The following is a 26031-nucleotide window of genomic DNA, read 5'->3' as shown; positions in this document are numbered from 1 at the left end:
AATCATCTGTGCGAAGGTGGCGGAATTGGTAGACGCGCTAGCTTCAGGTGTTAGTGTTCTTACGGACGTGAGGGTTCAAGTCCCTCTCTTCGCACCACATGATTTCTCGCTTGTCTCTTCCCCCAGCGTTACCTTCTTGTTTTATCCCCATAAGATTCCCCCATAAAAGCAGTAAACAAGCATCTGTTTCTCCGTTTCCATGTTATCCCCCTGTTTTCATAGTTACTTCCCCGCCTAGCTCAGCAGGTTAAAATTCAGTGACATCGCCGCCAGCCCGCCCGCCAGCGCCATGCAGGACGGCACCAGAATGTAGTGCCGCAAGTGCCGGTTGAACAGCATCCCCAGCGTTACCAGCATCGCCCCCATCACCAGCAGCCGCAGCGTATCCAGGCTTATCTCCATCATCGCCAGCACCGGCAACAGTGCGCAAGGCACCAGCACGCCCCATGCCCCTGACAGTTTCCGCCCCAGGCACCACACCAGGCTCCACATTCCGCACACCGTTATCATCGCTGCCACCATCTTAATTCCCTTAACAATGAAGTGATAATGAGAATTAATATCATATAGCATCAATGCCGGTTTTTCACCCTTTTCTGAGAAATCTTGTACAAAGATGACACTGCAATACAAAAATGGTAATTTGCCCTCTTAGCCACAACTAAATAATTACTAAGCAAATAGTCACGACGGTTAATCGTTTTCCGGCCGTAGGCATTCGCAGAAATAACGTTTCTTTAATTTATTACTATTTTCAGACTGATAGCGTTTAACCAGAGTGAAATGATATGAATTTGCATTCCTATGACGAGCTTGTCAAAAGTAGGCATCGTCTTTCCCTATTACTCTTTTTATTCCTTAATACTGCATCGTCCATTTTTACTATGCTCACCACGGTGGATAATCTGACGCTGATTACCCTGCCGGCGGTGCTGGTTGCCGTGCTGGGCGTGACCGGCCTGCTGTTTACCCTGCTGCGCGCTTACCGGCTCGACAGAGTCCTGAATATCTATTCAATCGCGATGGGCATATTATGGGCGTGGCATATCACGCTCAAATATCACCAGATTATGCCGGATGATAAAAACTTTCTGCTGCTGAGTTTATTTAGCGTATTTTTTATTAGTGCTATTGCCCTCTCCGGTAACTTTACGGCCTTTTGCCTGCATGTGTTACCGGCGGCGATCATGGTGATATATCTGGATCAATTCCATAATATTATTCGCATCTTATTCACCATTGCGCTGCCGATGGTGGGTTTCTCCCTGCACCATCTGATGCAGAAGCGCAGTGATGCCTTTACCCGCCGCCTGGTGGATAACCTCTATATTGAGCGGGAAAAATTCAGCGATCTCAGCATGCTTGACCCGCTGACCAACCTCTATAACCGCCGTGGGCTGGAGAACCGCTGGGCCTCGATAACCGCGCCGGTGCGGCCGCAGAGCCACTTTGTGCTGCTGATGGACATCGACCACTTCAAGGCCTACAACGACAACTACGGCCACACCATGGGCGACCAGGCGCTGGTACGGGTGGCTGCGGCGATCCGGGACAACGTGCGCTCGCGGGACATCGTGGTGCGCTATGGCGGGGAGGAGTTTATGGTGCTGCTGACCCACGTGGAGCGCGCTTACGCACAGAAGATCGCGCAACGCATCCAGCAGGAGGTGCTGGGGCTGGAGATTCCGCACGTCTTTAATGAAGATGTCTCAACCCATGTCACGCTCAGCATCGGCATTGCCTCGCTGGACGATCGTGACTGGGTGGCGGCGGTGACCCACGCGGACAATGCGCTCTACCGGGCCAAACACAATGGCCGTAACGCGATTGAATTTGCCCACGAAATCCCGGGGGTACAGGAGCAGCCGGTCACGTCCCTCGCCTGACCCTGCTCAGCGGCACCTGCCGGTGGTGCCGCGCTCCACCAGCGCCACCGGCAGGGTCAGGCTGCGCATATCGCCCTCCATGCCCGCCAGCAGCGTGTCCACCGCCTGCGCCCCCAGCAATCTGAAATCCTGCCGCACGGTGGTCAGCGGCGGGTAGAAGAAGGCGCTGTCCGCCGTATCGTCATACCCCACCACCGACACCTGCTGCGGGATCGGCCGTCCCGCCTCATGCAAGGCGCGCAGCACGCCCAGCGCCATCTGGTCGTTCGCCACCAGCACCGCAGTGAATGCCGTCCCGCTCGCCAGCAGCTGTTGCGTCTGCCGGTAACCCTCTGCCGCGCTCCAGTCCCCATACTGCACCGCCACCGGTTCAAGCCCCGCCTCTGCCAGCGCGCGCTGCCAGCCCTGTAAGCGGAGCTGCGCGGAGATGGAGTGCGCCTCCCCTGCCAGCAGCGCGATCTGCCGGTGCCCCTGTTGCAGCAGGTGGTGCGCCCCGCAACGCGCCCCCTCGGCCGGGTCGAACAGCACGCACGGCACGGTGCCCGCCGGGTCGGTGTCGAGGAACAGCAGCGGCCACGCCCCGGCGGCCCCGGCCAGCGCCGCCGCGTCATCACGGCCGAGCGGCGCGTTAATCAGCGCGCCGTCCACCCGCTGGGCGCGCAGCTCCTGCAACGCCTGGCGGCAGGCGTCCGGCCCGCTGCCGCGCACCATCGCCATCACCAGGCTGTAGCCCCCCTCTCCGGCGCGCTGCTCAATCGCCGCGGCAATCTGTGACGGCGCATGGAGCGCCAGCGAACTGGTAGCCAGCCCCAGCACCTGCGTGCGTTTCCCCGCCAGCTGTTGCGCCACCCGGTTCGGCACATAGTTCAGCGCCGCCATCGCCGCCTCCACCCGCTGGCGGGTTTTGGCCGACACATGGGGTGCCTGATTGATCACGCGGGAGACGGTCTGGTAAGAGACACCCGCCTGACGGGCGACATCATCGAGGGTCACAGCGGAGGATTTCATGCGGTTTCCGGGCAGAAGAAAGGGAGGTCAGCATAGCAAAGTGCAGGGAAAAGAGTAGCAAAGCGCAGCGGGGGATGCATTACCGGCATCCCCCAGGAGGGCGGCGCGGTCAGCGCAGTTCAGCCACCACCAGCGCGCCCTGCCGCAGGAACACCGGGATCGCCTCCAGCGGCGCGTCAGCCTCTACCCAGCGGCCGCCGGAGTAAGTTTCCCCGTGCAGATCCTGCCAGTTGGCCCCGGCCGGCAGCCAGACGCGGCGGCAGCGCTCCCCGGCATGGAGCACCGGTGCCACCAGAATATCCGGCCCGAACATATACTGGTCTTCCACCTGCCAGCTCTCCGCCTCCTGCGGGAAGTCGAAGAACAGCGGGCGCATCACCGGGTCATTATGGGCATGGGCCACCGCCATCTGGCGCTGGATATAGGGGCGCAGCTTCTCACGCAGTTGCAGTCCGGCCGCCATGATCGCCAGGTTCTGCTCGCCGTAGCTCCACACCTCATTCGGCGCGCCGCTGTCACATTGGGCCACGCCGTGGCTGTCAAAACGCTGCGCCGGTGACTCATGGGGTTCACGGTAGCCGTGCAGCCGCATCACCGGGCAGAAGACGCCCCACTGGAACCAGCGCAGCAGCAGCTCATGGAATGCCGGGTCTTCCACGTGGCCACCCTGGAAACCGCCGATGTCGGTGGTCCACCACGGCATCCCAGCCATGCCCATATTCAGCCCGGCCGCCAGCTGGTTGCGCAGCGACCCGAATGACGAATGCACATCCCCCGACCACGCCAGCACGCCGTAGCGCTGGCTGCCCGCCCATGAACAGCGCACCAGGTTGATGATCTCCTGCTCGCCCTCGGCACGCAGCCCGTCCCAGAACGCCTGGGCGAAGTCGCGCGGGTAGATATTTCCCACCTCCAGCACCGGGCCGCGGTGGTAGCGGTAGTTGTCGAAGTCGTAGGCGCGGTACTCCGGCTCCGCCTCATCCAGCCAGAAGCAGCGGACGCCGTGCGCGTGGTAGTTCTGCTTCACCTGATCCCACACATACTGCCGCGCGCCGGGGTGGGTAGCATCGAAGAAGGTGGTATTGCCGAGGAAATCGAGGTTCACCGACACGCCGCGGTCGCTGTTGACCAGGTAGCCTTTGGCCTTCATCTGCTTGTAGTTGTCGGTGGTGGCATCGATGGTCGGCCAAATCGAGACCATCAGCTCGATGCCCATCTCTTTCAGTTCGCTGACCATCGCTTTCGGGTCGGGCCAGTTGCGCTCGTCAAAGCAGAACATCCCCTGCTTCGGCCAGTGGAAGAAGTCGATGACGATCACCGAGATCGGCAACTGGCGGCGCTTATATTCGCGCGCCACCGACAGCAGCTCCTCCTGTGTGCGGTAGCGCAGCTTGCACTGCCAGAAGCCGGTGGCAAATGCCGGCATCGGCGGCGCGGTGCCGGTGGCCTTGCCGTACTGGCGGGTGATCTCAGAGGGCGTATCGCCAACGGTGATCCAGTAGTCCATCTGCGCCGTGACCTGCGCGCGCCACTCCGTCAGGTTTTTGGCGAAATGCACCTCGCCCACCGCCGGGTTATTCCACAGCAGGCCATAGCCAAGGCTCGACACCATAAAGGGCACGCTGGCCTGCGAGTTGCGTTGCGCCAGCTCCAGCACGCAGCCTTTGAGATCCAGCCCCGGCTGCTGGTACTGCCCCATGCCGTAGATTTTCTCGTCCGGGCGCGCCTCAAACCGTACCGTAAGCTGGTGCTTGCCGCCGGGGATCGGCCGGAACGCCCGCGCGTCCAGCTTCAGGGCGCTGATGTATTTGTCCTGCGCCTTCTCCACCGCCCCGACGCCGACGCTGCCGCGCTGCCGCCAGAACTCCTCCAGCACCAGCTCGTCGCGCTGGTTGTAAAACGCCAGCCGCCCCTGGCTGTTCAGCACCGCCTTCACCTTGCCGTTGCGCAGCGTCAACGTGCCGTCCTGTTCTTTGACAGTGACGCCCTCTGCCGCGTCCGGCGGCAGCAGCGCCCAGCGTTCGTCTTCTAATGCCGGTTGGCAGGTGGCGCGCACCCGCAGGCTGTTGCGGCCCCACGGCTCTACCACCAGCGTCTGGTTATCAAATTGCCACAGAATGCGGTTTTCTTGCGTCAGTAAACTCATTGTCGCTCCTTTAGTTGTCACCCTGTAAAACGGCTTTATGCAGGTTGATGTCACTCATGGTGGCATCGTTAAGCCGGTACCAGCGCAACGCGATCACGCTGATAAACGAGAGCACGCCCGGCACCAGGCTGAACAGCGCGATGATGCTGAACAGCGCCTGCGGGTTCTGCTCGGCGGCGTGGGGCACGTAGCCGCTGAGGCCCAGCGTCCAGCCGACGATCGCGCCGCTGATCGCCATGCCCATCTTCAGCACCGCCAGCAGCGTGGAGAAGATGGTGCCGTCCATGCGTTTGCCCTGCTTCCACTCGCCGTAATCGGCGACGTCCGCCATCATCACCCACATCAGCGTGGTGGTGATCTGGTAGAAGGTGGAGACCAGGAACATCATGCCGACCAGCAGCGCCAGCGACGGCGGCATAAAGAAGATCGCGATGCTGAGCACGCCCGCCATCATCGCCGCCCCGGCGAACACGGTGATTTTGCTGCGCCCGCGCGTCAGCACTTTTGACAGGGCGCTGCCCGCCCCTTTCCCGGCGATGTGCGCGCCGAGCAGCCAGGAGAAGAGCGCGGCGTCCCCCAGGGCATAGGTGACGTAGTACATCAGCGCGCCGAGGCGGATCACCCCAAAGGCGATGTTGGTGAGCACCAGCACTGCCACCACCCGCCACTGGTCGTTTTGCCAGAGGTCACGCAGGTCTGCCATAAAGTGCGCGTGGGAGGGCTTCGCCTGGATGCGTTCGCGGGTCGTCCAGAAGCAGATCAGGAACATCACGATCGCGGCCGCCGCCATGATCGCCATCGCCCAGCGGTAGCCCAGCAGTTTGTCATCACCGCCCAGATAGTGCGCCAGCGGCAGCATAAAGAAGGTAGAGAGCGCGCCGCCCACTGTCGCCAGGAAGAAGCGGTAGGATTGCAGCGAGATGCGCTGCTCGTTATCGGCGGTGATCACCGCGCCCATCGAGCAGTAAGGGATGTTAATGGCGGTGTACATCAGCATCATGAAGCAGTAGGTCACGGTGGCGAACACCATCTTCGCCCCCAGCGACAGCGATTCCGGCACCGCATAAGTGAGCATACAGCTCACGCCGAACGGCACCGCCAGCCACAGCAGGTAGGGGCGGAACTTGCCCCAGCGTGACGAGGTGCGATCCGCCAGCAGGCCCATCACCGGGTCTATGATGGCGTCACCGATGCGCGCCAGCAAAAACATGGTGCCGATGAACACGGCAGGCAGGCCGACCACATCGGTGTAGTAAAAGGTCAGGAATATGATGACGTTATCCAGCCCGATATGGCTCGCCATATCGCCGAGGCCGTAGCCGACTTTTTCTTTTACCGTGAGTCGTTGGGGAAGAGGTGTCTGAGTCATGTTCGCTCCAGTGAGTGAAACAGGCGACGCCCGCTGCGCCGTGGGAACTGAGGTTATAGGCCAGCGCGACACCAATAACGATTCTCAGATTTCCTTTAGCTATTACGATTCCTGTTTTTTGTGATACCGGTAACATAGAAAAGGTAAATCGATTGCGGCTGCGGGGAACGGCGTGGGAAGCGGATCGCAACACCGGCCGGGTCTCCCCAGCCGGTGAGTCATATCGCGGTAACGCAGGAGGATTAGGGCTGGGTCAGCGCGTCAAACACCTTCTCGATCGCCACCGCACCCGGATCTTTGATGCCGTCCAGGCTGTTGCTGCTGAGGTAAGCCGAGCGCCCGGCGTTGGCTTTCTGCATTTTCGCCGTGGCTTCCGCGCCCTCTTTCGCGGCTTTCGCCGCGGCAGCGAGGTCACCCTGGGCTTTCAGCGCCTCCAATGCCGGTTGCAGCGCATCGATCAGGGTACGATCGCCGAGATCCGCCCCGCCGTAGTGCTTCATCTGCTGCAACCCGCCGAGCAGCGCGTCGGCAACGCCCTGATCCTCTTCGATCTTCTTCCCGGCCGCGGTAAAGAAGATCGACATCAGCACGCCGCTTGACCCGCCCATCACCACCGCCAGGCGGTCGCCCACCAACGCGAACAGCTCAGCCAGGTTTGCCAGCGGCAGCTTGCCCGCCTCGTTCAGCTCGGCGATCGCTTTCGCGCCAGAGGCGAAGGTCGAGCCGGTGTCGCCGTCCCCCACCTGCGCATCCAGTTTGTTCAGCGCGCCTTCCAGATCGATCAGCGTCTGGGTGACGGTGGCGACCACCTGTTTTACCTGCGGATTCTCGGAGGGTTCCACGTTCACGTGCCGGCTGACCTTCTCCGCTTTCTGCTGCGGCACCGGGGCCAGTTTCACCAGCGGCTGCCAGCCGGCGACTTCCACTTCTGCTTTCAGGGCGGTTTCGAAGGTCTCATTGAGTGCGATGGCCGAGAGCGAGAAGCCTTTCATGTCCAGCGCGCTCACCATCGGCGCGGGGCCGATCAGGTAGTCGATGGCGTCTGCCAGCCCGGAGTGCGCCAGCTCTTTGGTAATCTGCGCCATCTCCAGCGGCGAGGTGCCGCCGAGGTTGTTGATCAGCACCGCCAGCCGCGCCTCTTTATCCACGGCGCGTTGCAGGTTTTCCACCAGCGTCGCGACGATCTCGCGGCTGTTCTGCGTCTCCAGCGTGCTGACGCCCGGTTCCCCGTGGATGCCCAGCCCCAGCTCAACGGTGCCCGGCGCAATGCGTTCGGACTCCTCATCGCCTTCGCCCGGCAGGTTACAGCCCGCCATCGCCACGCCGATGCTGGCGGTGGCGTCGATCGCCTGCTGCGCCAGCGCCTTGACCTCCGCCAGCGACTGCCCCTGCGCCGCCGCATACCCGGCAATTTTGTGCACCAGCGCCGTCCCGGCGATGCCGCGCGGCTGCTTGTTGTCCGGCAGGGAGATGTCGTCGCCGACCATCACCAGATCAACCTGATACCCCAGGCTCTTGGCGCGCTCCGCCGCCAGCCCAAAGTTCAGCCGGTCGCCGGTGTAGTTCTTGACGATCAGCAGGCAACCGGCGTTACCCGTCACCGCCACGATGGCATTCAGCACCGCATCCACGCTCGGCGAGGCGAACACATCGCCGCAGACGGCGGCGGTCAGCATCCCTTTCCCCACAAAGCCGACGTGCGCCGGTTCATGGCCGGAGCCGCCGCCGGAGATCAGCGCGACCTGCTGCTTGTCCCAGTCGCGGCGCACCACGATGCGGATCGCCGGGTCGACCTCCAGCCGCGCCAGGTTAGCGTGCGGCGCACTGAGGATCACGCCGTCGATCGCGTCATTAATCAGGTTCTTACGGTCGTTCATAAAAAATTTAGACATACCTTTCAGTCCCTTATTGGTGAACGGATGAAAACATCATCACGAAGTATAACCCTCCCCGACCATAGCACAGCCCACGCCCCGCCTGCGGGGAAGAAGGTGGGGAAAGGGTCTGAAAAGCGTAGCACCCCTGCTTTGTGCCTTTGCAACGGCGCGTTGTCGTTTTCGCAATTTGTCCGATACTTAACGGACGCTTCACTGATGGTTTAAGCGATGATCATCACCGTTTCCACCGGACGCCGGCACAACGATGCCCGGCCCCTCAAGAAGGAGCAGCAATGAAAAAAGTATTGGTATTCTCCGCCCTGCTGGCGGCCTCTTCTCTGGCCCATGCGGTGGACGACCCACACAGCCATACCGGGATGTATATCGAAAGCTTGTGTGAAGAGATCAAAGCGGACAGCGGCAAAGGCGACAGCGATCACTACCTCGATCAGCTGAAAGTCCGCTCAGGCCGGGGCGTCTCCTCCTCCGCCATGAACAAACCGGAGTTCCAGGATGACGAAGCCGAAGATGTGGTCGACGCCTTTATGGACCTCGACGAAGACCAACGCATCGCCCTGGCCAAAGACCCCGCCAAATGCCGCACTGATGTGCTGGCGGAGTTGAAGAAGCAGGAGTAATCAGCGCGCCGCTGTATAAGCAGCGGCGGGTTTTTAACGACGTTGGGCAGCGATCATCGCTTTCATCTCAGCGATAGAGAGGGTGCGGTTCTTCTTACGATGGATAATGCTGTGGCAGTTGGGGCAGACCGGCACCAGGTCAGTCGCAGGGTTCACCGTTTTTTCCTGCCCCTCGCCTTCAGAGATCGGCACCAGATGGTGAATATGAATAAAGCCTTCGCCATATTCGCCATAGAACTCGCCAAAGTTAAAATCACAGATGCAGCACGTAGTCCCGTGGATCTGCTTGGCCTGCTCTTTCAATTTCGGATTACGTTCGTAAAACGGCACATACTTCATGCGCATTTGGCCTTCCACGCCGGAGACTAAGCTCTCTTCATCCGTTTCATTATCTGGTTGAACGCGTGGCGTGGCTGGTGTGTTCACGGGAGCAAACTGCGCGGCAGCAATAATCGCATCATAATCTTGCTGGCTAATGGCCCGCACGCCATCTCGCCAATAGTTAGATTGGCGATTCTCAGGGATGGTTTCGTAGTAGCCGGCGTCTGTTTTCGCCAGAACTGCCGTCTTAAATATCTGATAATTTTCTATTAATGCGAAGTGATCGCCTTTGCTACTGCTTTTGTCTTGGTAAACCTGTCCGATGGTCGCGATGCCAAAATAGTGGGGCTGATCGCTCAACCGCTTGACCGCGTACTGCTTGTCTTTTATCCGCCCTTTGTAATACACCACCCGCGTACCCGGCGTTAACATCCCTAAGTAACGCTTGGGAAAGTGATAGACCGCGCCCGTTTGGTCCTGCCACTGTGACTCATCATTCTCAGCAATAACCGTGTAACCCACTTCCTTATCCATAGCCTGCTAATCCTAATCAGAACAATTAGTTTGCAGTATAAAACTACCTTCAATCATACAAAAGCATGTTGATGAGATGGGTATGGTTACAGGCGCTCGCTTGTTGATACCAACTTTTTCGAGCATGATCGCACTTTCTTTGTCAGACGGATCTTTGCCATGCACAACAGCACATTATTAAAAAATGCCATTGCTCACCTTACCGTATGGAAGAAGAACGGGCAGCGCGCTCCACATAAACCGCTGTTACTGTTGTATGTGCTGTCGGCGTATCAGAAAGGGCATGACCGGCTGTTTAATTATGGTGAAGAAGTACACAGCCCGCTGTTATCCCTGTTGAACGACGTAGGGCCACAACGGCACACGCACTACCCTGAGATGCCATTTTGGCGATTGCAGAATGAGAGCTTTTGGGAAGTGCAAAATGCTGAATTCTACATGCCACAAAAGGGCCGCAAGGGGCCGTCAAGCAAAGAGTTGATTGCACACCATGCCACAGGTGGATTTGATAAAGAAACCTATCAGCTATTGTGCGATGAAAAGGATCTGATCGCGCAATTAGCGCAACAGATCTTAAGCGAATATTTTTCAGAAAGTGAACGACAGATCCTGGCCGATCGCCTGGAGCTTGATCTTAACGATCATTCAATAACGCGCGATCCAAAACCGCATCAAACATTAAATAGCCTCTGGACGCGTGAACAACTGTTAGTGGCTTTTACTCTCTATAGCCAACTGCCTTTTGGGCAAATGCATTCCAAAAATGCCACTATTCAACATTATGCTAATTTAATTGGTCGAACCCCTTCCGCCCTGGCGATGAAATTAGTCAATATCGCCAGTTTAGATCCTTTTATTACAAACTCCGGCCGTACGGGTTTAACGGGTGCGTCTAAAGCCGACCGGCAATTATGGGAAGAGATGAATCAAGACCCTGATAAGTTCGAGCGCAAGTGCCAATCGGTAATGGCGATGTTTGAACCACCCACTCCGGAAAGAAAAGAGGAGAAGCTCGTTGATTTTACAGGCCAGGAAAAAATCAGGCCGGTGAAAACCCGTATTGGTCAGCAACTCTTCCGTAAACGTGTTTTGGAAGCATATGACAACCGTTGCTGTATTACCGGGCTAGAAGATCCTATTTTACTTATTGCCAGCCATATTCGCCCTTGGACGAAGGATGCGTCGTATCGCTTAGACCCGAGGAATGGTTTATGCCTCTCCAATCTCCATGATCGTGCTTTTGACCAAGGGCTTATTACCCTCAATGAAAATTTAGAGCTGGTATTATCCGTTCACCTTAAAAATTTAAAAAGCGTCTCTGTGCAGGATAACTTTTTAAAATATGAGGGCGTAAGAATACGCCACGCAGACCAATTTTCGCCAAGTCAGGAGCATTTGGCTTTTCATCGGGAACATATTTTTATCGATAACTTATAGCAGGCAGGGAATTAAACGCCTGCTATTCCCGATATAAAGTGTGTTCCTCACACCTCCCCAATCGACCCCCTGACCAGCAATTCCGCCGCAAAGGGCACCATCGGCCCCGGCTCTTCGCCTTTGATGCGGGCGATCAGGCGGCGGGCGGCTTCGCGGCCCATCTCATAGACCGGCTGGGCGACGACGGTCAGTGGCGGGTTGACGATCTCCGTCCAGGGGAAGTTGTCGTACATCACGAACGAGAGATCCTGCGGGATGCGCAGGCCGCGCTGGCTCAGTTCGCGCAGCAGTGACATGGCGATCAGGCTGTCGGAAGCGATAAGCGCCGTCGGCGGTGCGGCGAGTTGCCATAGCTCCTCCACAATCCGCGCGATGGAGGCGTCATCCAGCGCGTTGGCCTTGATAAGCGCGGGATCGAATGCCACCCCGGCATCGGCGAACGCCTGTTCCATGCCGCCGACGCGCTGGGCCACCGGCGTCAGGCCGAAATCTTCCGGGTAACGCCACGGCTCGGCGCAGCGCATACTGGTGACGTACGCAATGCGCCGGTGCCCCGCCTCAAGCAGTTTCCGCGTCGCCTCCTGCGCCGGGGCGGTGAAATCGGCGCAGATCGCCTCAACCTCCAGCCCTTCCACGGCGCGATCGAACAGCACCAGCGCCCGCCCCGCCGCCAGGATCTGCGCCAGGTGCGCGTTATCGCCCGCTGCGGAGCTGCACGGCGCGACGATGATGCCGTCGACGCGCTTCTCCAGCATCACGTGAACCGCGTCCTGCTCAGCCGGAAGCTGCTCGTCGCTGTTGCTCAGCAGCAGGTGGTAACCCGCCAGCCGCGCCACGTCTGCCATGCCGCGTAGCGCCAGGCCGAAGTGCGGGTTCTCGATGTCCCCGACGATCACGCCGATGGTGTTAGAGCGGCCGGTGTTCATGCTGCGCGCCAGCTCATTGGGCCGGTAGCCGAGCTGCGCCGCCGCGAGGTTGACCCGCGTCTGCACCTCTTCGCTGACAGCACCATATCCACCCAGCGCGCGGGCCGCCTGGGCTTTGGAAACGTTGGCAGCCCGCGCCACATCGGCAACGGTCGGCGCTTTAATCTGGGGCAGAATGTTGGTCATAATGAAATTGTATCACAAGTTGTTAACATCAATGTTGACGCTCCAAAAGCGCTGTGCTTATTATCACACAACTGCTTGAGACCGGTCTCACTTGAGTCACAGGGCCAAACAGTCACCTGCGTTGAGACCGGTCTCATATTACCATAACGCCGCCGGTTCAACAGACTCTGATGTTTACACCTGACAAAAACGGACGAGCTTATGACATCGCACAACCACCTGCACCACCGCCTGCCTGCCCTGGCCGCCACGCTGTTTGCGTCGATCGCTTTCTGCTCCTTCGGCGCGAATGCCGCAGACAACAACCCCTACGGCCTGATCGAGCCGGGCCATATGCGGGTTGCCAGCCTCGGGGACGCCAAACCCTACACCTTCACCGACAAAACCGGCCAGTTCACCGGCTTCGATGTGGAGTTCTTCAAGAACGTCGCGCACCGCCTCGGGATCGAGCAGGTCGATTTTATCGGCCAGGACTTCACCGCCATTTTGCCGGCGGTCGCCAACGGCCAGTATGACGCGGGCGTCGCGGCCATCGGCATCACCCCGGCACGCGCCAAAACCGTGGACTTCTCCACCGGCTACCTGGTGGGGTTCCTCACGGTGCTGACGCGCAGTGACTCCGGCGTGAAAAACGTAGAGACGCTGGCGAACAAGCGAATGGGTGTGGTGCAGGGCACCCTGCAGGAGGCCTATGCGATCCAGCACTTTAAACAGACCGATGTGGTGCGCTTCCCCGACAATAACGCCGCCGTCTCCGCGCTGAACAACGGCACGCTGGACGCGATTTTCCTCGATAACGAGGCCGCCAAAAGCTACGCCGAACGCTTCAAACTGGTCACGGCGGCGGATATTCCCTCTTTCGATGCCCCGGCCGGGGTGGCGATCGCCAAAGATAAACCGGCGTTCAAAGCTGCGTTGGATAAAGCCATCAAAGACGCGATGCAGGACGGCACCTGGAAACAGCTTTACGAGAAGTGGTTCCCCGGCTCGCCGCTGCCGAAGCAGTACCTGCCCCAGTAACTCCGCGAACGCCCTGCGTTCAGTCCGCTCAACAGGTGATGGGCGCGCCCGTCACCCGCTTTCAGTGAGATACGGCTATGGATCTGTTAACTGTACTTTCCCGCACCTTTTTTGACCTGCCGTCGATGCTCGAGGTGCTGCCGCAGCTGCTCAGCACCGGGCTGGTGAACACCCTCATTATCTCCGTGGCGGCCACTATCCTCGGCACGCTGTTCGGCTTGATCCTGGCGCTGATGGGCATCTCGCCGTCGCGCTGGCTGCGCGTCCCGGCGCGCCTCTATACCGACCTGTTCCGCGGGCTGCCGTCGATTTTAACCATCCTGCTGATTGGTCAGGGGCTTGCCCGCTTCAGCTATCAGATTTTTGGGCCGACGCCCTATCCGCTCGGCATTTTTGCCCTGAGCCTGATCGCCAGCGCCTATATGGGCGAGATATTCCGCTCCGGCATCCAGAGCATTGAGAAAGGCCAGATGGAGGCCTGCCGCGCGCTCGGCATGAGCTACGGCCGCGCGATGCGGCTGGTGATTATCCCGCAGGGCATCCGCCGCGTGCTGCCGGCGATCGTCAACCAGTTCATCGCCATCATCAAAGACTCCTCGCTGGTCTACCTGCTGGGGCTGATGACCGGCCAGCGCGAGCTGTTCCGCGTCGGGCAGGATGCCGCCGTGCTCACCGGCAACCTCTCGCCGCTGCTGCTGGCGGGCCTGTTCTACCTGATCATCACCGTGCCGCTGACCCATGCGGTGAACTATATCGATGTGCGCTACCGCACCGGCCGCCGCCGACTGACCGCCCCACAAAGCGGGCTGAAAGAGGTGGCCGAGGTGCAGCAAAAGCCCGCCCCCGCCCTGACCGGCGGCGCGATCAACCCGCTGATCACCGAGCGAGGACAATAATGATGACCCAACCCCATACCCCCGCCGGAGCCTACCACGGTGCCAGCCTGGAGCTGCGCGACCTGACGCTGGCCTACGGGCCGGTGCAGGTGCTGCGCAAGGTGTCGCTGAAGATCGCGCCCGGCTCCACCACCTGCATCATCGGCCCGTCCGGCTCGGGCAAGTCAACGCTGCTGCGCGGCATCAACCGGCTGCATGAGCCGCAGTCCGGCGATGTGCTGCTGGCGGGCAAGTCGGTACTGCGTGAGAAGCCCGACGCGCTGCGGCTGCGCATCGGCATGGTATTCCAGCACTTTAACCTGTTCCCTGACCACAGCGCGCTGGAGAACGTGGCGCTCGCTCCCTGGAAAGTCAAAGGGATGCCGAAAGCCGAGGCGATGGCGATCGCTCGCCAGCGGCTTGAGGAGGTGGGCCTCGGCCAGCGCGCCGACCACCGGCCGCGCGACCTCTCCGGCGGCCAGCAGCAGCGGGTGGCGATTGCCCGCGCGCTGGCGATGGACCCGGAAGTGATGCTGTTTGATGAGGCGACCTCCGCCCTCGACCCGGAGCTGGTCAAAGGCGTGCTCTCGCTGATGGCAGACCTCTGCAAGCGCGGCATGACGATGGCGGTGGTGACGCATGAGATGGGCTTCGCGCGCCGCGTGGCCGATCAGGTGGTGTTTATGGATGAAGGCGAGATCGTCGAGTTCGGCCCGCCGGACGCGATTTTTGACCGGCCGCAGTCGCCGCGCCTGCAACGTTTTCTTTCGGAGGTTCTGTAATGACGCACCAACGGGTTTCATCCCCGGTTATCCGCACCGCGCTGGTCGGCTTCGGCATCTCCGGGCAGGTGTTCCACGCGCCGCTGCTGGCCGCTGACCCACACTTCAGCCTGGCGGCGATTGTCACCGGCAACGCGGAACGCCGCCAGGCCGCGCAACAGCGCTACCCGCAGGCGCGCCTGATTGCCGACTGGGATGCGCTGATGCAGCAGATCGACAGCGGCGCGCTGGCCCTTGACCTGATCGTGCTCGGCACGCCGCCTGCGCAGCACGCCCAGCAGGCGCATGACGCCAGCCGCCGCGGCCTGCACCTGGTGGTGGATAAGCCGTTCGCTGCCAACGCCGCCGAAGCCGAGACGATGATCGCCGAGGCGCAGGCCAACAACACGCTGCTGACGGTGTTCCATAACCGCCGCTGGGACGGCGACTTCCTGACGCTGAAGCGCCTGCTGGCAGAGGAGCAACTGGGGCGGGTGCGCAGTTTTGAGTCACGCTTTGAGTGGTGGCGGCCGGAGGGGTTCGGCAACTGGCGCGACCGCGTCACCCTCGCGGAGGGCGGCGGGCTGCTGCTGGATCTCGGTAGCCACCTGATCGATCAAGCGATCCAGCTGTTCGGCCCGGTGCGCGAGGCCTCAGCGGAGCTGGCGCGTTACGGCTCCCCGGCGATTTCTGACAGCGATGAAGACGCCTTCGTCTCGCTGCTGCATGAGAACGGCGTGCGCTCCCGGCTGTGGATGAATGGCCAGGCGGCGCGCCCGGCCCCGCGTTTCCACCTGCTCGGCAGCCGCGCCGCTTTCACCAGTTGGGGGCTGGATAATCAGGAGCCGTCGCTGGCGGCGGGGATGACGCCCACCGATGCGGCTTACGGCGTGACGCCTGCCGCCCAGTGGGGCGCGCTCGGCGAGGGCGATAACGCTCAGCCGGTGCCCCATGAGCGCGGCAACTACCCCGCCTTTTACCAGCAACTGGCGCGCGCCCTGCATGACGGCGCACCCGCCCCGGTAGAGGCCCGCGAGGCGCTGGCGGTGTTGCGGCTGATTGACGATCTCCATGCGCGCTTTGCGGTGCGCAACGCCTGAACGGCGTTCCCTTTTCCTCTTATTGCAAGGAACAGAACAATGTCTCTGAATTCAGATAAAAAAGTCGTGGTACTGGGCGGCGGCGTGCTGGGTGTCTCTACAGCGTTGGAACTGGCAAAACGGGGCGCGCAGGTGACGCTGGTGACGGAAGCGGAGCTGTGCTCCGGGGCCTCTGGCCGGTCGCTGTCGTGGCTGAACTCGGCGGGCGAGCGTACCCTGCCCTACCACGCACTGCGGATGGCGGGCATCGACCGCTACCGCACGCTGTTCGCGCAAGACCCGACGCGCGACTGGCTGCGCTTTGACGGCGGCCTCTGCTGGGCAGCGAACGACGCCGCCGGTACCCGCGCCCGCCACGCCTACGAGAAGGCGCACGGCTACGACTCCCATCTGGTCGATGCTGACGGTGTAGCGGCGGTGGACAGCCGCGTTAACCCGCGCGTGGTGGCGGACGCCGCGATCTTCAACCCCGGCGAAGGCTGGGTAAGCCTGCCGCATTTAATTGAGTTTCTCGCCCAACAGTTCCGCGACCTGGGCGGTGAGATAGTCGAGCAGGCCGGGAAAGCGGAGGTGCTGACCGAGAACGGGCGCGCCTGCGGCATCCGCAGCGCCGATAAAGGCGAACTGCGGGCCGACGCGGTGCTGGTGGCCTGCGGCCCCTGGACGCCGGAGGTGGTCGCGCCGCTCGGCGTCACCATTCCCAACGGTTCGCCGGTTTCGATGCTGGTCATCAGCCAGCCCACCGCGCACGGCCTGAAAGTGGTGATGAACACGCCGCGCGCCGCCATCCGCCCCAACCCGGGCAGCACGCTGGCGGCAGACCACGACTGGTATGAAGAGGACATTGTGCAGCAACCGGACGGCCGCTACACCATTGCCGAAAGCGTGGTCGACAAGCTGATGCAGGAAGCGGGCGCGCTGGTCGGCGACGGCACAGCGCTCAAGGCCGCGAGCTGGAAACTCGGCCCCAAACCGATCCCCGGCGACGGCAACCCGGTACTCGGCGAACTGGCGCGCGTGCCCGGCTGCTTTGTGGCGTTTACCCACTCCGGCGCTACCCTGGCGCTGATCGTCGGCGAACTGCTGGCCGATGAAATCCTCACCGGCGAAAAACACCCGATGCTCGCCACGTTCCGTGCCGAGCGGTTTGGGTGATTTTGGGTTCTGAATAAAGGTGAATGCCTGCCCGCCGCAAGGCGGGCAGCGTTTCCGCACCCTCTATTCACTCGTCCGGCAAGCTGTTCGTTCCCGTAATTTGATATATCTCAGAGACTTTACTTTTTCCGCCCTTACCGTCGCCATTCTCCCCTGCCAGTGCATACACTCTTCCCTATTATTCCCTGCCTGCCCCCGGAGACCCGATGCGCAACACGTTTTCCTGGATTAACGAACCGCAACAGTGGCACTACCAGAACGATAAATTAACGGTCGTCACGGATGCTCACACCGATTTCTGGCGCAAGACTTGGTACGGCTTCGAACGCTTTTCCGGGCACATCTACGCCACGGAAGTCACCGAAGACTTCACCTTTCAGGTAAAAGTGTGTGCGGATTTCAACATGCTCTACGATCAGGCCGGGATCATGCTGATGGCCGATGACCATCACTGGCTGAAAGCGGGTATTGAGTACAATGACGGCGCGCCTGCCATCGGCAGCGTGCTGACGCTCGGCCACTCCGACTGGGCGACCGGCATTTTCCCCGGCGACCCGCGCACCTTCTGGCTCCGCCTGACCCGCAAAGGCGACAGCCTGCGGTTGCAGTACTCCACCGACGGCCGACACTGGCCGCTGCTGCGCTTAAGCTATTTCCCGGCAGGAACGGTGAAAGTCGGTGTGATGTGCTGCACCCCAGAGCGCCAGGGGTTAGAGGTAGAATTCTTAGATATTTCGCTCACCCCACCGCTGGATAAAGATCTGCATGATTTGAGCTGAAATAATAAGGCATGCTTCTATTTCGTTCCTTATTATATTTAAACTTTTCAGATTTTCTTTTATTTACCCCAGTAAAAAAGGAATACATGCCGCATTATTTCGCCGATGATTTTCATTTATTTTCATCTGGCTTTTTATTGTCTGACTGGTTATTTTTACAGGGTAAATAAAGCGCGGCAAAGATGTGGTGCAACACACCTTTACCGCTAACCGCAACAACTAAACGAGGTAGTTATCATGGCTGCTCAGGATTGTATTGCAGAAAATTCAGTAACAGAAGCCACCCAAGAAAGTAATCGCCATTTAAGAGTCGGTTATGCGAGCCGTTATCCAGATTACAGCCGGATTCCGGCGGTGATCATGAAAGGAAGGTGGCTGGCCGCTGCGGGGTTTGATACCGGCACGGAGGTGGATGTGCGCGTGATGAAGGGGTGCATTGTGCTGATGGCGAAAGAAGTACCGGAAGAGAAACCTCAGGACGAAGCGGAACCGGAGCTGATGCAGGCACTGCGCCGGGTGGAGAAGCTTTCTAAGTGGAAACAGAAGCAGGTGTGGGAGTTTATTGACGGGGTGGCGGGGAAGCGGGTATAGGAGATGACATTGATTAAATAACAAACTAAAAAGTCAGTATGATTCCTTTACAGGACGACAATTTCAGGGCTTTAACAACAGCAATATCTAACTAGCAGTCCAAATAAGATATATGTATATATGTGTTGAGGATCAATCATGTGGCATCATACATACGTCTGCCATACCGTAGCCCCAGGATACCATAAACCTCTAGGTATGGTAATTATTGCTAGTTTTCTAAACAGTTTACCTTTTGTACAAAATATTTTATAGTACAATATATTACTATGCTTATAATCTTCTTTCATTCTGAGTAACATTCTGATTTGATGATTGAAAAAACACTTAGCTTGAACTATTTTTTAACAAAGCGGACTATTATTTCTTGTAATGATTTAGTAAAATTAATGTAACTCTCTAAAGAAGACATAGGCTTTTTAATGTATTAAAATAGCATTTATGTTTTTTATAGTATTTATCATATACCTATATACAGGCCTTTATAATGAATCAATCTGCTTTTGAAGCCATCCAAGAAAAACGTTTAAAACCATGGCAGAATGAAGAAGAAGTGCGATTTGCATGGAACAAAGCCATTGAAGATGCCACTGGGCTTCATTTAAATGCGGAACGGGATCGCAATGACGCTAGTTTAAACCATGTCATTATAGAGTATAAAGCGCCCGGATTATTTCATGGTAATAAAGAAAGTGCCGCATTTAAAAGTGCCATGCATGATCGGCTTAAGATTTATATTCAACGTAAATCGGCTAATACAGGCATCCCTGAATCTGACTTTATTGGAATAGCTATTGATGGTGAACATATTTGCTTTGCACAATTGGTAGACGGGAATATAAAAAGTCAGCACCTGATGCCATTTTCTTTTGAATCGGTTGAAATGGTATTAGATGCATTTCGCTCTGATACGCGAAAAGCTTTAACTACTGATAACTTATTAGCAGATTTTGGCCTTGGCTCAGAAAATGCCAGAAAGTTTATGCAGAGTTTATCTTCAGGTCTCCAAAATGCTTTAGATACCCATAGCAATAATAAAATATCAATGCTTTATGAAGAATGGAGAACTATGTACGGTCAGGTTGCTGATATGTCAGCGTTGCAGGCTGAGGCAATCAATAACGAGTTGACATTCAAATGGGCGGGAAAAAGTGAGCATTCGATTTCAGCACGTTTGTTCATAATTCACACATATAATTCAATGCTGATTAAGCTTATTGCAGCTGAAATAATTTCCGCTCATGGGTTGACTGCAATTGAACAACCGGCTCAAAGTATGGCCACATTAAAAGATGATAGCCAATTATTATCTTTTTTAGATAACTCGATAGAACGTTCTGCATTATTCAAAGATGCAGGAATTAATGGCTTCATAGAAGAAGCTATTTTTAGCTGGTATATAGATTTAGGAAAAGAAAATTCCGCCTCTGAATTAATACCATCCCTACGTAGATTGTTATCTGTTCTATCCCTTTATAGGCTTGATCATTTAGAAAGAACACGTGATGTATTACGCGATCTATATCAAGGGCTTGTCCCCAGCAAACTTAGGCAAAGCTTAGGTGAATTTTATACTCCGGATTGGCTAGTAGATTTTACTTTAAAAAAAGTTTCAGAAGAAGATTTTTTAAATCAACGAGTATTAGATCCGACTTGTGGTTCCGGTGCATTCTTACTTGCGGTAATAAGGCTTAAGCGAGAACTTGCATTAAAAGAAAAATGGGATGCACGTAAGACCCTAAAAATTTTATGCGAAAGCGTTTGGGGGTTTGATCTAAATCCATTGGCTGTCCAAACAGCAAGGGTAAATTTCTTAATAGAAATTGCCGATCTTTTGGCGCAGTGCCCAGGTGTTTCTTTCGAAGTCCCAGTACTTATGGCTGATGCTATTTATTCACCCGCAGCTTCTCCTGATCAAAAAGATGATCATATTGTTGAATATAAAATTGGTAGCCAATTTGCAAAACTGGATATCCATTTACCATCAAAACTTGCTTTAGACCGCAATTTACTTGATGAGGTTTTCGAGCGGATGGGACAACATGTTGAATCAGGCCTTGAATATAATGATTCAAAAAAATTAATGTTGAAATTTGGTGTGTTAGATGGTCAACTTCTTGAAAAATGGGACGTTTCTCTTCGCTATACATATGATCAAGTTTTAAATTTACATAAAAAGAAATGGAATGGCATTTGGTTCAGGCTTGTCAGAAACTTTTTCTGGTCTGCTACAGCAGGTCAGTTTGATATGGTAATTGGTAATCCACCATGGGTCCGCTGGTCTAAATTACCAAATCTTTATCGCGAGCGTGTTAAGCCGACTTGTGAACAGTATGGGATATTTTCAAACACAAAAAGACATGGCGGAAATGAACTCGATATTTCTGCTATGATTACTTATACCGTTGCAGACAAATGGCTTAAAAATGAAGGGAAATTAGCTTTTGTAATAACTGGAACGCTTTTTAAGAACCCTTCTTCCGCCGGTTTCAGAACATTCAAAATTGAACCAAAGCTTGAAAACTCAATGCATCTACAGCCTATTTCAGTCGATGATATGAAAGCTTTAAAACCTTTTGAGGATGCAAGCAACCATACTACGGTTGCTATTTTTAAAAAGGCATACAAAGAAGCGGTTTATCCAGTAAAATATCAAGTATGGAAAGCGGCCAATGGTAAAACGAAGTCTATCAAATCCTCTCTATCGCTGAATGAAGTTTCTTCACGTATAGAAGCAGAGGAAAAAGAAGCATTTCCAGTCAATGAGCCTGGATCACCTTGGGCTATTTTACCGCCTGGAAGATTCGAGTCTATTAAATATTTATCTAAGCAATGCGATTGGGTAAAAGGTCGTAAAGGAATTACTACTGATCTTAATGGGGTATATTTTGTTCCAGTTTTGCAAGATAATGGCGAATTAGTTCAAATACAGAGCCGACCTGAAGCTGGACGTAAAGATATTGGCCCTAAAAAGCAGGTGTGGATAGAACCAGATATGCTTTACCCACTTATTAAAGGAGCTAGCGATTTTGAAGAATGTTATTTGAAACTTAGCTCACCTAACTATAGCACTGAACGGTTATACACTTTTGTACCAAATAAAGGGATCTCAACAGCAGATTACATTAGTGCAGAAAACGCTCTTAACTCATCAAAATACAAGAAAACATCCGGGTGGTTTAGATCATTCGAAAAGTTATTATCAAATAGATCGACGTATCGTTTGCAAATGAAAGATGCTCCTTTTCATGCTATTTACAACATTGGAGAATATACTTTTAAGCCATGGAAAGTAATATGGCCTGAGATGTCATCATCCTTTTATTCAGCAGTTGTAAGTGATGCTATTGTTCCTATTATTGGTTCCCGACCTTATATTCCTGACCATAAAGTTTATTTTGCTTCTTTTGATGATAAAGAAACCGCCTACTACCTTTGTGGGTTATTGAATTCTGCTACGGTCCAAGAATGGATAAACTCACATAATGTTTCTATTCAAGTAGCGGACATATTTAAGCATCTCGATCTACCCAAGTTTGATCCATCTGACAAAGACCATAATCTGCTTGTCGAATTAGTCATTTGTGCACATAGTGAACATGAAAAAAACCATCGTAAAGTAATTATTGATAAAATAAAATCAGCGGCTGAAATTATATTAACTAAGTGGAGCGCCATTTTATAAAAATTTAAATTTTAATAGAGTCTTGCTATAGAGCAAGACTCTCAATCACTGCATATAAGTTAATTAAATTCTAAAAATTCATTTTACATAAAAGAATTTACAAGCAAACCCATTTGTTTCATAAATAATAATTTATATAAAAATAATTGCTTAGGAACAGCATTTTATTTAAAAAATCTACATGCGTTAAAGTAAAGCATAAAAATTTTATATTTATCTTAAAGTGAAGATTTTATATCTTCTAAATACTACCCTTCAAATTATATATTTAGTTTGAGTTTCTAAGTAATAGCTTAATTTTAGAAACTTAATTTTCGATTCAAGTTAATTAATCTTGAAGGGTTGTTAGAATCAGATATGCTCAAATGTCTATTACGCATGAAGCCTTATCCCCAACCCCCAGAAACAAAAAAACCACCTTGCGGTGGTTTGATTGTTCATACGTACTCGATGGTGCCGAAGGCCGGAATCGAACCGGCACGCCTCGCGGCGGTTGATTTTGAATCAACTGCGTCTACCGATTTCGCCACTTCGGCACTGAAGTAGTATGCGGAAAACGGGTGCATTATACCTGCCCAGGATCGCCATGCAACTGTTATCCCTTTTGTCTGCGCTTAAGTGACGAAAAATTCAGCGCTTCATCACCCTGCCCCGCCAGGCATGCGCAACGCGGGCGTGAGGATTGTTCACACTTTTTTTAGTATCGGCCGCATTTTCTGCCTGTCAGACGCGGCGGTTGCCATTATGATAATCGCCACTTGTCTCTTGCCTCTCATGGAAACCAGATTGGCTAAATTACTCCCCTCTTTATTGCTCGGGCTGGTTGCGGCGGCGCTGCCGGTGCGCGGCTTTGCCCAGGCGCAGTTGACCTCGCAGGTCGTGGACAGCTTTGCAGAGCACATTTTCTATAACAGCGGTGCGATGGGCATGGCGCTGGTGGTGATTGATAACAACCAACAGGTGTTCCGCAGTTATGGGGAAACCCAGCCGGGTAACGACCTGCGCCCGCGGCCGGACTCGATGATCCGCATCGCCTCGCTGACCAAGCTGATGACCGGCGAAGTGATGGTGAAACTGGCGGATGAAGGCAAAGTCCGGCTCGTTGACCCGCTGAAGAAATACGCACCGCGCGGCGCCCGTGTGCCCGCCTATAACGCGCGCCAGCCGATTACCCTGCTGAACCTCGCCACTCACACCAGCGGTCTGCCGCGTGAGCAGCCGGGCGGCAAGGCCGGGCGCACGGTGTTCACCTGGCCGACCGAGGCCAACCGCTGGCAATACCTGCGCTCCGCCAAAATCACCGTGCCGCCGGGCGTGCATGCCGCTTACTCCAACTTAGGCTATGACCTGCTGGCCGATGCGCTCTCCAACGCCGCCGGTAAGCCCTACCCCACCCTGCTGCGCGAGAAGGTCACCGGCCCGCTCGGCATGGTCAACACCACCTTCACGCCGACCGCGGCACAGTGCGCGCGGCTGATGGTCGGCAAAGGCAGCAGCGCCTGCCGCAGCACTGTCGCGGCGGCGGGCAGTGGCGGCGTCTACTCCACGCCGGAAGATATGCAGCGCTGGATGCAGCAGTTCCTGGCATCCAACGGCCGCGCGCCGTCGGTGGTCGCCACGCGTGACCAGACCATGTACTTCCGCCGCAGTGAGCTGGTCTCGCTGAAAGGCATGGACGTGCCAGGCCAGGCGGATGCGCTGGGGCTGGGCTGGGTGACAATGGCGGCGAAAAACGGCCGCCCGACCATCATCCAGAAAACCGGCGGCGGTGGCGGGTTCATTACCTATATGGCGATGGTGCCGAAGAAGAACATCGGCGTGTTCGTGGTGGTGACGCGCACCGAACTGACGCGCTTCACCAATATGAGTGACGGGGTAAACGATCTGGTCACGGCGCTGGTGAATAACAACAGCCACGACTGACGCGTGACTGATATACCTACAGAAACTCACAATGCCCGATAACAGGGGAAACAGTGGACGAGGTTCCCGGAGGGATGCCTCGCCCGCTGGTCGCCCCGTGAGTCTCCGGACTTAACGCGACGCTCCCACAGCGGTCATAATGCCCCGTTAAACTTTAGCCCTGCCGCAACACCTCCCACAGCGACCCATCAAGCCCATTAACAGGGGAAACAGTGGACGAGGTTCCCGGAGGGACGCCTCGCCCACTGGTCGCCCCGTGAGCCTCCAGCCTTACCGCGACGCTCCCACAGCAACTCATCAAGCCCGATAACAGGGGAAACAGTGGACGAGGTTCCCGGAGGGACGCCTCGCCCGCTGGTCGCCCCGTGAGTCTCCGACCTTATCGCGACACTTCCACAGCGACCCACCAAGCCCATTAACAGGGGAAACAGCGGACGAGGTTCCCGGAGGGACGCCTCGCCCGCTGGTCGCCCCGTGAGTCTCCGACCTTACCGCGACGCTCCCACAGCGACCTGCTACGCTCAGGTCGCCCTGGTTATCGCTAATCTGACAGCGGCTATCGGTTAATGCCCCGCCTTTTGCGCCCGGCGCTGGCTCAGCCCGTACATAAACACCACCGCGAAACAGGCCATCGGCAGCAGGTAGGAGATCGCCGTGTGGTAATGGTCTGCCAGTGCCCCCATGAAGTAGGGCATGATCGCGCCGCCGACAATCGCCATAATCATGAACGAACTGGCGCGCTTGGTATGCACACCCATATTCTTCACGCCCAGCGCGAAAATGGTCGGGAACATAATCGACATAAAGAAGAACACCGCCACCAGCGCAATCACCGACACGTTCTCAATACTCAGCACCACCAACCCGCACAGTACGATATTCACCAGCGCATAGAGCATCAGCAGCGTCGTGGCCGCCACCCGCCCCATCAGCCAGGTGCTGAAGAAGCGCCCGACCATAAAGCTGATCATCGCCACCGACAGCAGATAAGACGCACTCTGGTTCGAGACGTTATGCCAGTGCTCGGTGGCATAGTTGATAAAGAACGCCCCGACGCCGACCTGCGCCGCCACATAGAAGAACTGCGCCACCACCCCGCCGACGAAGTGCCGGTGCTGCCACAGGCCGCGCGGTGCCTCCCCCGGTGCGTCGCCGCTCTCGCGGATGTCCGGTAACCGGGTGCGGCTGAACAGGAAGGCGATCACCAATACCAGCCCGGCAATTACCACATAGGTCATCTTCACCGACTCCTGCCCGCTGCCCTGCGCCTGCGTGGCGGAGAAAAACAGCGTGCCGCCGATCATCGGGCCGATAAACTGCCCCAGCCCGTTAAACGACTGCGCCAGGTTCAGCCGACGCTCCGCCCCGGCCGGGTCACCCAGCACCGTGGCGTAGGGGTTCGCCGCCGTCTCCAGGCAGCCCAGCCCGCTGGCGATCACAAACAGCGCCAGCAGGAACAGCGCAAAACTGTTGGCGGAGGCGGCAGGCACAAACAGCAGCGCGCCCACGGCATACAGGCACAACCCGACCAGAATCCCCGCTTTATAGCCTTTACGGTCCATAAACAGCCCGGCGGGCAGCGCCACCAGGAAATAGGCACCGAAATAGGCCGCCTGCAACAGGCCGGACTGCGCCTTGGTGACGTGCAACGTCTCCTGGAAATGTTTGTTCAACACATCCAGCAGGCCATAGGACAACCCCCACATAAAGAACAGGCTGGTGACCAGCATCAGCGCCCAGCGCCCGCTGGTGGCCAGTTGGCCGGTATTGCCCGGCAGTGACGCACTCTTGTTGACTAGCATGTTAACTCCTTG

20 protein-coding genes, 2 tRNA genes and 1 pseudogene are annotated in these 26031 nt (G+C 56.4%); 14 read left to right on the top strand and 9 right to left on the bottom strand.

Going from position 1 to position 26031, the window contains the following annotated elements:
* Positions 1-10: 10 nt before the first annotated feature.
* Positions 11-97: transfer RNA gene (locus CYR32_RS05270), tRNA-Leu, on the top strand.
* Positions 98-234: 137 nt separating this feature from the next.
* Here the strand turns inward: CYR32_RS05270 and CYR32_RS05265 are convergent.
* Positions 235-522 carry a DUF1435 domain-containing protein gene (locus tag CYR32_RS05265; protein WP_101823343.1) on the bottom strand — a complete coding sequence of 96 codons (288 nt, stop codon included), beginning with the start codon at positions 520-522 and terminating at the stop codon, positions 235-237.
* Between the two features lie 266 nt (positions 523-788).
* On the opposite strand from CYR32_RS05265, the gene CYR32_RS05260 reads away from it, so the two are divergent.
* The gene (locus CYR32_RS05260; RefSeq protein ID WP_101823341.1) at positions 789-1886 is read left to right on the top strand and encodes a GGDEF domain-containing protein; all 1098 of its coding nucleotides are present in this window, start codon (positions 789-791) and stop codon (positions 1884-1886) included.
* A gap of 6 nt (positions 1887-1892) precedes the next feature.
* Here CYR32_RS05260 and CYR32_RS05255 read toward each other — a convergent pair whose 3' ends face one another.
* The 4 genes from CYR32_RS05255 to CYR32_RS05240 all read right to left on the bottom strand — a co-directional run bounded on the left by CYR32_RS05255 (position 1893) and on the right by CYR32_RS05240 (position 8301).
* A complete protein-coding gene (locus CYR32_RS05255) occupies positions 1893-2894 on the bottom strand; it encodes a LacI family DNA-binding transcriptional regulator (RefSeq protein WP_101823339.1) in 1002 nt (333 codons plus the stop codon).
* Between the two features lie 109 nt (positions 2895-3003).
* Entirely contained in the window at positions 3004-5040 is a 2037-nt protein-coding gene (locus CYR32_RS05250; RefSeq protein WP_101823337.1) for a glycoside hydrolase family 31 protein, read from the bottom strand.
* A 10-nt stretch (positions 5041-5050) separates the two neighbouring features.
* On the bottom strand, positions 5051-6409 hold the full coding sequence (locus CYR32_RS05245; protein ID WP_101823335.1) for a glycoside-pentoside-hexuronide (GPH):cation symporter: 1359 nt from the start codon (positions 6407-6409) through the stop codon (positions 5051-5053).
* Positions 6410-6651: 242 nt separating this feature from the next.
* Entirely contained in the window at positions 6652-8301 is a 1650-nt protein-coding gene (locus CYR32_RS05240) for a dihydroxyacetone kinase subunit DhaK (protein ID WP_101823333.1), read from the bottom strand.
* A 278-nt stretch (positions 8302-8579) separates the two neighbouring features.
* Here CYR32_RS05240 and CYR32_RS05235 point away from each other — a divergent pair, with 278 nt between their 5' ends.
* On the top strand, positions 8580-8924 hold the full coding sequence (locus tag CYR32_RS05235) for a hypothetical protein (RefSeq protein WP_101823330.1): 345 nt from the start codon (positions 8580-8582) through the stop codon (positions 8922-8924).
* Between the two features lie 33 nt (positions 8925-8957).
* Here the strand turns inward: CYR32_RS05235 and CYR32_RS05230 are convergent, their stop codons facing one another.
* Entirely contained in the window at positions 8958-9779 is an 822-nt protein-coding gene (locus CYR32_RS05230; RefSeq protein WP_101823328.1) for an HNH endonuclease, read from the bottom strand.
* 159 nt (positions 9780-9938) lie between these two features.
* Between CYR32_RS05230 and CYR32_RS22025 the strand changes: the two are divergent.
* Together CYR32_RS22025 and CYR32_RS05225 are read left to right on the top strand one after the other, a co-directional pair.
* Positions 9939-10397 (top strand): annotated as a pseudogene (locus tag CYR32_RS22025) (phosphorothioated DNA-binding restriction endonuclease); the annotation flags it as partial.
* 30 nt (positions 10398-10427) lie between these two features.
* Entirely contained in the window at positions 10428-11216 is a 789-nt protein-coding gene (locus CYR32_RS05225; RefSeq protein WP_241523757.1) for an HNH endonuclease, read from the top strand.
* 47 nt (positions 11217-11263) lie between these two features.
* On the opposite strand, the gene CYR32_RS05220 is transcribed toward CYR32_RS05225, so the two are convergent.
* The gene (locus CYR32_RS05220; RefSeq protein ID WP_101823326.1) at positions 11264-12328 is read right to left on the bottom strand and encodes a LacI family DNA-binding transcriptional regulator; all 1065 of its coding nucleotides are present in this window, start codon (positions 12326-12328) and stop codon (positions 11264-11266) included.
* A 201-nt stretch (positions 12329-12529) separates the two neighbouring features.
* On the opposite strand from CYR32_RS05220, the gene CYR32_RS05215 reads away from it, so the two are divergent.
* The 8 genes from CYR32_RS05215 (at position 12530) to CYR32_RS05180 (ending at position 22294) form a co-directional block, all read left to right on the top strand.
* Entirely contained in the window at positions 12530-13348 is an 819-nt protein-coding gene (locus CYR32_RS05215) for an ABC transporter substrate-binding protein (RefSeq protein WP_101823324.1), read from the top strand.
* A 77-nt stretch (positions 13349-13425) separates the two neighbouring features.
* Positions 13426-14244 (top strand): amino acid ABC transporter permease, encoded by an 819-nt coding sequence (locus CYR32_RS05210; protein WP_101823322.1) that lies wholly within the window; start codon positions 13426-13428, stop codon positions 14242-14244.
* 2 nt (positions 14245-14246) lie between these two features.
* A complete protein-coding gene (locus CYR32_RS05205; protein ID WP_101823319.1) occupies positions 14247-15005 on the top strand; it encodes an amino acid ABC transporter ATP-binding protein in 759 nt (252 codons plus the stop codon).
* Positions 15005-16084, top strand: a complete 1080-nt coding sequence (locus CYR32_RS05200) for a Gfo/Idh/MocA family protein (RefSeq protein WP_101823317.1) — start codon at positions 15005-15007, stop codon at positions 16082-16084. Before CYR32_RS05205 ends, CYR32_RS05200 begins: the two co-directional genes overlap by 1 nt.
* Before the next feature lie 39 nt (positions 16085-16123).
* Complete coding sequence (locus CYR32_RS05195) at positions 16124-17239, top strand: NAD(P)/FAD-dependent oxidoreductase (RefSeq protein WP_101823315.1); 1116 nt, start codon at positions 16124-16126, stop codon at positions 17237-17239.
* A gap of 206 nt (positions 17240-17445) precedes the next feature.
* Positions 17446-18018 (top strand): DUF1349 domain-containing protein, encoded by a 573-nt coding sequence (locus CYR32_RS05190; protein WP_101823313.1) that lies wholly within the window; start codon positions 17446-17448, stop codon positions 18016-18018.
* Positions 18019-18255: 237 nt separating this feature from the next.
* On the top strand, positions 18256-18609 hold the full coding sequence (symE, locus tag CYR32_RS05185) for an endoribonuclease SymE (RefSeq protein ID WP_101823311.1): 354 nt from the start codon (positions 18256-18258) through the stop codon (positions 18607-18609).
* A 487-nt stretch (positions 18610-19096) separates the two neighbouring features.
* Complete coding sequence (locus CYR32_RS05180) at positions 19097-22294, top strand: Eco57I restriction-modification methylase domain-containing protein (protein WP_101823309.1); 3198 nt, start codon at positions 19097-19099, stop codon at positions 22292-22294.
* A 451-nt stretch (positions 22295-22745) separates the two neighbouring features.
* Here the strand turns inward: CYR32_RS05180 and CYR32_RS05175 are convergent.
* Positions 22746-22830: transfer RNA gene (locus CYR32_RS05175), tRNA-Leu, on the bottom strand.
* 238 nt (positions 22831-23068) lie between these two features.
* Here CYR32_RS05175 and ampH point away from each other — a divergent pair.
* Positions 23069-24217 (top strand): D-alanyl-D-alanine-carboxypeptidase/endopeptidase AmpH, encoded by a 1149-nt coding sequence (gene ampH, locus CYR32_RS05170; RefSeq protein ID WP_101823307.1) that lies wholly within the window; start codon positions 23069-23071, stop codon positions 24215-24217.
* Between the two features lie 563 nt (positions 24218-24780).
* Here the strand turns inward: ampH and CYR32_RS05165 are convergent.
* A complete protein-coding gene (locus CYR32_RS05165) occupies positions 24781-26019 on the bottom strand; it encodes a sugar MFS transporter (RefSeq protein WP_101823305.1) in 1239 nt (412 codons plus the stop codon).
* Positions 26020-26031: the final 12 nt, after the last annotated feature.

It is taken from the genome of Chimaeribacter coloradensis, assembly GCF_002858715.1.
Taxonomy (GTDB): domain Bacteria; phylum Pseudomonadota; class Gammaproteobacteria; order Enterobacterales; family Enterobacteriaceae; genus Chimaeribacter; species Chimaeribacter coloradensis.
Note: the sequence above shows the minus strand (reverse complement) of the source record. Positions and strands in the feature narration are given on the sequence as shown.

What these genes read in the sequence shown, in the direction of transcription:
- CYR32_RS05265 (WP_101823343.1), bottom strand. Translation starts at nt 522, where the DNA reads ATGGTGGCAGCGATGATAACGGTGTGCGGAATGTGGAGCCTGGTGTGG.
- CYR32_RS05260 (WP_101823341.1), top strand. Translation starts at nt 789, where the DNA reads ATGAATTTGCATTCCTATGACGAGCTTGTCAAAAGTAGGCATCGTCTT.
- CYR32_RS05255 (WP_101823339.1), bottom strand. Translation starts at nt 2,894, where the DNA reads ATGAAATCCTCCGCTGTGACCCTCGATGATGTCGCCCGTCAGGCGGGT.
- CYR32_RS05250 (WP_101823337.1), bottom strand. Translation starts at nt 5,040, where the DNA reads ATGAGTTTACTGACGCAAGAAAACCGCATTCTGTGGCAATTTGATAAC.
- CYR32_RS05245 (WP_101823335.1), bottom strand. Translation starts at nt 6,409, where the DNA reads ATGACTCAGACACCTCTTCCCCAACGACTCACGGTAAAAGAAAAAGTC.
- CYR32_RS05240 (WP_101823333.1), bottom strand. Translation starts at nt 8,301, where the DNA reads ATGTCTAAATTTTTTATGAACGACCGTAAGAACCTGATTAATGACGCG.
- CYR32_RS05235 (WP_101823330.1), top strand. Translation starts at nt 8,580, where the DNA reads ATGAAAAAAGTATTGGTATTCTCCGCCCTGCTGGCGGCCTCTTCTCTG.
- CYR32_RS05230 (WP_101823328.1), bottom strand. Translation starts at nt 9,779, where the DNA reads ATGGATAAGGAAGTGGGTTACACGGTTATTGCTGAGAATGATGAGTCA.
- CYR32_RS05220 (WP_101823326.1), bottom strand. Translation starts at nt 12,328, where the DNA reads ATGACCAACATTCTGCCCCAGATTAAAGCGCCGACCGTTGCCGATGTG.
- CYR32_RS05215 (WP_101823324.1), top strand. Translation starts at nt 12,530, where the DNA reads ATGACATCGCACAACCACCTGCACCACCGCCTGCCTGCCCTGGCCGCC.
- CYR32_RS05210 (WP_101823322.1), top strand. Translation starts at nt 13,426, where the DNA reads ATGGATCTGTTAACTGTACTTTCCCGCACCTTTTTTGACCTGCCGTCG.
- CYR32_RS05205 (WP_101823319.1), top strand. Translation starts at nt 14,247, where the DNA reads ATGACCCAACCCCATACCCCCGCCGGAGCCTACCACGGTGCCAGCCTG.
- CYR32_RS05200 (WP_101823317.1), top strand. Translation starts at nt 15,005, where the DNA reads ATGACGCACCAACGGGTTTCATCCCCGGTTATCCGCACCGCGCTGGTC.
- CYR32_RS05195 (WP_101823315.1), top strand. Translation starts at nt 16,124, where the DNA reads ATGTCTCTGAATTCAGATAAAAAAGTCGTGGTACTGGGCGGCGGCGTG.
- CYR32_RS05190 (WP_101823313.1), top strand. Translation starts at nt 17,446, where the DNA reads ATGCGCAACACGTTTTCCTGGATTAACGAACCGCAACAGTGGCACTAC.
- symE (WP_101823311.1), top strand. Translation starts at nt 18,256, where the DNA reads ATGGCTGCTCAGGATTGTATTGCAGAAAATTCAGTAACAGAAGCCACC.
- CYR32_RS05180 (WP_101823309.1), top strand. Translation starts at nt 19,097, where the DNA reads ATGAATCAATCTGCTTTTGAAGCCATCCAAGAAAAACGTTTAAAACCA.
- ampH (WP_101823307.1), top strand. Translation starts at nt 23,069, where the DNA reads ATGGAAACCAGATTGGCTAAATTACTCCCCTCTTTATTGCTCGGGCTG.
- CYR32_RS05165 (WP_101823305.1), bottom strand. Translation starts at nt 26,019, where the DNA reads ATGCTAGTCAACAAGAGTGCGTCACTGCCGGGCAATACCGGCCAACTG.